Raw genomic sequence first — 6,570 nt, 5'->3', positions numbered from 1 at the left:
CTTGGAGATCCGAACGGAACATACATATTTCCTTTATCATCAAAAGCGATAGGCTTCGCAATATGAGATGAACCGTGCGGGTCATTCTGATAATCATCTTTTACAAGCAATTCAGATTTACCTTCAGGAACAAGTTTACCAGGTGTAAGCTTAGTTCGAAACACCTCTCCAGCTGTCGAAAAATACAAATATCCCTTGTGGATCCGCATCCCCGTTCCATAGTTTCCTTCATCAGGATAATCACCAAAATTTTGAATGATATCTGCTCTACCGTCGTTATCAGTATCCCTCAATGCGACGCTACCCATTTTATTAATAGGGTTTCGCAATTTGACATAAATATCGCCATTTGAGTTGACGGCCAGGTGTCTGGATTTTCCCAGTGAATCTACGACAACAACGGCTTCAAAGCCCCCAGGCAGAAATAATCCACCATTGACCGGAGATTGATCAGGAAGGCCGGCAATGCCGTTTGACCGGGTAAAACTCAGTACAAGAACAAAAGCCAGTCCGAGAAGTGAGAAGATTCCAGCCCTGATGCCACCAATCGATAGCAGTCGTGATATAGTTTTCATTTTAATAATTTTGTAATAGGATAAAATTTATATGCATAATCACGACTTTTTGGCAATTTTCCAAATAAAGGTATAAGATTTATTACCACACTCGCAATCATCATCTCAGCCTGGCAATCTATAATTAAATCTTTACCTGTGTAGTCCCTCCCAATTTTAAGTCAATGTCAACAGGGGCATTCGAGCGCCATGATCCACCTGTGAAATCAGGAACATCAATTGAGTTTGAACGGTTATTAACTGACCATTCACTAAGCGGGAAAACAGCACTCCAGGAGGCTGCATCATAAACATCCTGATCCAAAGGTAAACCGTTACGCAAACAGTCAATAACACGCCAATCCATCAGAAAATCCATTCCGCCATGACCCCCAACCTGCTTTGCCAGTTCCCCAACCTTTTTAACAATAGGCGGAGCATATTTCTCTTCTACAGATTTAAATTCAGCTGCTGAAAGCCAGCCACGGTGGCTGTTTGAAATTCGTCCCGGCTCAGGATATTTCAACGCTGTACCTTTAGTTCCACTTATCAGATGAATCCTTGAATATGGTCTGGGAGAAGTCACATCATGCTGGATCATAATTGTCCTTCCACGGTTGGTGCGGATAGTAGTGGTATTCATGTTGCCATTGAATGTATCGTTGACAAAAGGCTTATAAAAATTGTCTGACGCAGCAAGTTCCTTAGCTTTAGCAGCCATCTGAAAATCATTACTTTGCATCGATACGAGATAATCAAGCTTATCGCCCCGGTTGATGTCCATAACCTGACATACCGGCCCTAAACCATGGGTGGGATAAAGACTGCCTCTGCGGGTGGCATTTTCCTTTAAGCGCCACATATTCTGGTAACCTTTTTTATCAAAATTAAGGTCTAACAGATTATGAATATATGCACCCTCGGCATGCACGAGTTCACCGAAATAACCTTGCCGTGCCATATTTAATGTAAGCAGCTCAAAGAAGTCGTAACAGGTGTTTTCCAACATCATGCAATGTTTCTTTGTCCGTTCTGAAGTTTCAACCATTTGCCAGCATTCCTCGACGGTAACAGCGGCGGGTACTTCGATGAATACATGTTTTCCCATTTCCATCGCATATAATGCCATTGGAACATGTAGATGCCATGGAGTGGCGATGTAAATGATATCAACATCTTTTCTATCGCATAATTTCTTCCACTCTTCAGGACCACCAGAGTAAAGCGTTGGTTTATGCCCAAGGGGTTCTACCTTTTTCTGAACCTTTACTACATTTTCCGTAATGAGATCAGATAATCCTACGATCTGTACACCTTCGCATTTTGAAAGGTTCATAACGTGGCCGGGTCCCCTCGATCCAAGACCGATAAATCCGGCCCGAACGGTTTCCAACTTAGGAGCACCATACCCGCACATGTTGAATTGCTGAATATATGGCCGGCCCGTGTTAGGATTAGCGAGCAAGTTGCTATCAGATACACTTGCGAATCCATCAAGGAGTCCACCACCAGCGATACCAAGGCCTGCTAAGCCGCTTACTTTTAGAAAATTCCTGCGATTATTTCTCATTTTATTTAATAAGTTTAGTTGATTAATTTCCAGACCGCTCAATACCCGGAAACCATTTTCGGGCATTTTCACGATATATTTTGTCGATTACTTCCTTAGGCAATTTAAGTCCATTGAATGATTCATCGAAATGTGACACATTCATTTTTTCGTTTGTAACAAAAAACTTCCAATCACTAATCCTTACCTCATGAAATCTGTTATTGGCTTCCAGAAAATCGGATTTCGCATTAACTCCATTGTCAGTAGAATAAATAAGTCTGTCCTGATACTTTATAAAAAAATCATGTACTTTTTGCCAATCCTTTACAGACTGAAACTGCAAATGGCATATTCTTTCAGCCATGTCCAATGCGATGTTTGGGAATTTATCCAAACGTTTAGCAAGTTCATCGACATTCCATTCCAGACTAGCCAGATGAGCTGCAACAAACCGTAGTTTAGGATGCTTTTCGAGCATCCTGTCACGAGCATTAATCTGATCTTCATATGATGGGTATTCCGGGTGCAGATACATATGATATTGAGGATGTTCGCTAAAATAATTCTTATCTCCTGCGACAGTCATTTGATCCACCGGCAACCAGGCGTTTCGCGGTTCGCCTAAATGGCCCAAAAGTGTTACATCGCTTTTTTCTATAAAATCAATAATCGGGTCAATTCTGGGGTCGTCGACCATTACAAACTTTCCGTCATTGTCCCTCAGCTCCATGCCCAGATTCTTCCATATCTTAACTCCAATAGCTCCGCTGTCGAAAGAATTTTTCAGATAGGCAAGCGTTTTGGATTCCCAATCTGGTGTGCCCCAACCTTCCAGGCTAAATGCAGTGAGATAGGCCAGCCGATCAGGATATTGCTTTATCAGTTTCAAAGCCACATTTTGCTTTTCCTCTATATTGGAGGTTGGTCCTGAATATACATTTACCGTCAATAACCTGAACTTATCCTTTTCAGCCTGCTTGATAAAGGTAGTATCGTCTACACTGATGTGAACATGTGTGTCGAATTTCTCCACTTTATCAAAGTCAGCCAAGCTATAAAAGTTGTGATCTGACTTTTCATTTTCAGGTATTTTACCTGACTCTGAACAACTTTGAAAAATCATCAAAAGCGCAAACAATAAAAGCAATTTAAATTTTACATTTTTTCCCATATGTTTCGCTAATTTAAATTTTGATAAATATCTTCTTTTTGTACATCCAGTATAAAATAAGCCACATGATAAATAATACTAAGCCGCCAGTAAATAGCGGGGCATATGCTCCAATGCCTTTATCAAAATTCTGCCCAAAATGGATATAAAGCGACTCATTAATTACATTTCTGATTCCCCCGTCAGCTATGCAATATGCAGCAATAGAATTCATACCTATCACCATCAGAAAAAACGACCATTTCTTTTTGTCAGCGATATCGATTATACCAAAAAAGAAAGCCAGGAACAAGAAACATATACCACCGCTAAAAATTGTCCAGGCAGGGGTCCATATTCGTTTAACCACGGGATTTATACCCGTCACATGTAACAGGATGCCGAAAGCAATCAGCACAAAACCCGTAATTATGAAAAACTTCATTTTCCTGGCATGAGCAACCTGTGAATTTAGAACATTGCCAGCAAGTAAACCCAAAATCATGGTTCCCAAAGTTGGAATAAAACTTAAGGTTGAATAACCTCCCCTGTTAAATCGAAATTCTCTTTCGCGTGGAAACAGGTTCATAAACCAGTTATCAAATGCCCAGGCAAAGTTTGTATTCTTGTTCCAATGTGCTGCAAAACCGTTGAAATTGTGCTCCCAGCCTACTTTGACACCTGCAGCTGCATAGTCAAACTCGGGACCTGGCAGAGGGTACAAAGCAAAAGCCAGGAAGTATCCCACCAGAACAACTACCAAAGCGATAACCTGAACCCGTTGAGAGTATAGTGCAAGTACTACCAGCAAGGTGTATCCTAAACCTATTTGAGTAAGCGTATCCTCAAAAGTAAAATTAGTCTGCTCCGAATTCATAGAACGAAGAAATATCCCCAGTAGGATTAGAATCAGGGAACGTTTCAGGGTGTGCAGAAGTAAATTTCTTACACTGGCACCTTTATTTCGCCGGCTCATAATTGAGTAGGGCAAAACTACTCCTACTAAGAATGTGAACGACGGCTGTATCATGTCATGCAAACTGAGCCAACTCCATTCGACATGACTCTGGCTAAATGCCATAATTCTCCAAAACGAGCTTTCAGGAAGAGCTTTTGAAATATCCGAAAGGGAAATTACTTCAGCCATCATCAGCAGCATTACAAAGCCGCGATAAACATCTACAGAGGCAACCCTTGATACAGGCATTGCCGGATTAATAACCGCACCGGTAACCGACGGATTCTCTTCTGGAATTGATTTAACTGTCATACGTTATTTTTTACTATTACTCCATTTTATACTACCAGGAATTAAAAGATTCATCAACAGTAAGTTCGTAAAAATTTTGGTTGTTTCTGATAAGTTTTATTTTGGTTGAAAAGTTAAATTATCAATGCCTGGAAACCATTTTTGGGCATTAATCCGATATATTTTATCTATAACAGGCTTCGGTAATTGCAATCCTTTGAATATACCGCTAAAGCTTGACGAAGTCAGATTATCATTTGTTGCGAAATAAGTCCAGTCTCTAATCCTTGTATCATGCAACCTCTTATTTATCGCAGAAAGGTCCGATTTTGCATCTACTCCATGATCGGTAGCATATATTAGCCTGTCTTGATACTTGATCATAAAATTTCGCACCTTCTGCCAGTTTTGAGCAGATTGAGACTGCAGATGGACTATTCTGGCAGCCATATCAACCGCCATATTGGGAAACTGATCAAGGCGTTTAGCCAGTTCATCAACATTCCATTCAAGGCTTCCTAAGTGAGCTCCCACAAACCTTAGTGTTGGGTGTTTTTTAAGCATATTATCCCTGGAATTGACCTGATCCTCATAGCTTGGGTTTTCAGGATGCTTAAACATGTGGTATTCGGGATGGCTCGTAAAATATCCCTTATCATTTGATACCGTCATTTGATCTACTGGTAACCATGCATTACGAGGCTCACCTATATGTCCCAAAAGTGTAATGTTATTTTTTTCTATCATTTCAAGAACCGGATCAAATCTTGCATCGTCAATCATTACAAATTTGCCATCCTTATCCTTCAGGCCCATCCCTATGTTCTTCCATATTTTAACTGCAATTGCCCCTTGCTTAAACGAATTTTTTAAATAAGAGAGAGTTTGAGGCAACCATTCCCTGGTTCCCCAATTTTCTACAGTAAAAGTTGTTGCATATGCCAGACGGTCGGGAAAGTCTCTTACCATTCGCAGGGCCACGTTTTGCTGCTCTTCAACAGAGGGGTAATAGGCGGGGTTTACGTTAACTGTCAAGAGTCGAAGTTTATCTTTTATAGCCTGACTAATAAAAGTTGTATCATATATATTCAAATGGACATGGGTGTCAAATTTTTCGACATTCCTGAAATCTTCTTTTGTATAAAATTCCGATTTCGTTTGTCCACTTGTGGACTTATTTTGCCCGGATGAACTACACCAAATAAAGGTGAAGAGAGTAAAGATCGAGAGGCTTTTATATTTTGATAAGAATTTCATAAAACTGTTTTTAGTTAAGAGATGGATCAAATGCCGATTATTAGTTCAGTTAAGATTAATAACTTGCAATTCCTCGGTTTCTAGGATTCCCCTAATTCATGAAGCGTATAACAGGGTTGTTCTGGAAAATTACAAGGCCGATAACCATCTTTCCGCATTTTTTGAATAAATCTTATCCACTACTTCCTTCGGCAATTTCAATCCTTTAAGATCACCAAAACCTGATAGGGTAATTTTTTCATCTGTCACGAAAAATTCCCAATCCCGCATCCAACCATCATGAATCCCCTTCGCAAAATCTGAAGATCCTGATGCTGCATTTACCTGTCTGTCTGATCCATAAACCAGGCGATCCTGGAATTTGATAAAAAATCCGCGGGTTTTATCCCAGTCATTTAGAGCATGAAGCTTTAAATTGGACATACGCGACAAGTCGACTCTCATATTGGGATACCGATCCAATCTTTTTGCAAGTTCATCAAGACTCCATTCCAGACTTCCCAGATGAGCTCCAACAAACTGTAAATTGGGATGAATTCTAAGCATATTGTCCCGTGCGTTAATCTGGTCGTTATAAGACGGATATTCAGGATGAAGAAACATATGATATTCAGGGTGTTCGCTATAGTAACCTTTACTAAATGTCATTTTATCAAGCGCCAACCAGCAATCTCGCGGTTCACCATTGTGGCCAATCAGCGGAATCTTGTTCTTTTCCAGAAAATCTAATACAGGTCTAAGTTTAGGGTTATCAACCATGACGAATGTACCGTCTTTTTCCCGTAGGTCCATTCCTATGTTTTTCCAA

At 40.3% G+C, this 6,570-nt stretch carries 5 protein-coding genes and 1 pseudogene; all 6 read right to left on the bottom strand.

The annotated features are described in order from the left end of the window. Positions 1 to 575 (bottom strand): annotated as a pseudogene (locus tag ACLL8Z_RS11735) (hypothetical protein); the annotation flags it as partial. Positions 576 to 699: 124 nt separating this feature from the next. Then, positions 700 to 2,124, bottom strand: coding sequence for a Gfo/Idh/MocA family protein (locus tag ACLL8Z_RS11730; protein WP_411274979.1), 1,425 nt, complete (start codon positions 2,122 to 2,124; stop codon positions 700 to 702). 22 nt (positions 2,125 to 2,146) lie between these two features. Beyond that, the gene (locus ACLL8Z_RS11725; RefSeq protein ID WP_411274978.1) at positions 2,147 to 3,277 is read right to left on the bottom strand and encodes an amidohydrolase family protein; all 1,131 of its coding nucleotides are present in this window, start codon (positions 3,275 to 3,277) and stop codon (positions 2,147 to 2,149) included. 13 nt (positions 3,278 to 3,290) lie between these two features. Further along, positions 3,291 to 4,526 (bottom strand): acyltransferase family protein, encoded by a 1,236-nt coding sequence (locus ACLL8Z_RS11720; protein ID WP_411274977.1) that lies wholly within the window; start codon positions 4,524 to 4,526, stop codon positions 3,291 to 3,293. A 96-nt stretch (positions 4,527 to 4,622) separates the two neighbouring features. Continuing rightward, positions 4,623 to 5,762, bottom strand: coding sequence for an amidohydrolase family protein (locus tag ACLL8Z_RS11715; RefSeq protein WP_411274976.1), 1,140 nt, complete (start codon positions 5,760 to 5,762; stop codon positions 4,623 to 4,625). A gap of 129 nt (positions 5,763 to 5,891) precedes the next feature. Next, positions 5,892 to 6,570, bottom strand: a 679-nt coding sequence (locus tag ACLL8Z_RS11710) for an amidohydrolase family protein (RefSeq protein ID WP_411274975.1), incomplete at its 5' end; no start/stop codon positions are given.

This window comes from Daejeonella sp., from assembly GCF_046590655.1.
Classification (GTDB): Bacteria; Bacteroidota; Bacteroidia; order Sphingobacteriales; family Sphingobacteriaceae; genus Daejeonella.
Note: the sequence above shows the minus strand (reverse complement) of the source record. Positions and strands in the feature narration are given on the sequence as shown.

Coding starts and splice junctions, on each gene's coding strand:
- ACLL8Z_RS11730 (WP_411274979.1), bottom strand. CDS start 2,124: ATGAGAAATAATCGCAGGAATTTTCTAAAAGTAAGCGGCTTAGCAGGC.
- ACLL8Z_RS11725 (WP_411274978.1), bottom strand. CDS start 3,277: ATGGGAAAAAATGTAAAATTTAAATTGCTTTTATTGTTTGCGCTTTTG.
- ACLL8Z_RS11720 (WP_411274977.1), bottom strand. CDS start 4,526: ATGACAGTTAAATCAATTCCAGAAGAGAATCCGTCGGTTACCGGTGCG.
- ACLL8Z_RS11715 (WP_411274976.1), bottom strand. CDS start 5,762: ATGAAATTCTTATCAAAATATAAAAGCCTCTCGATCTTTACTCTCTTC.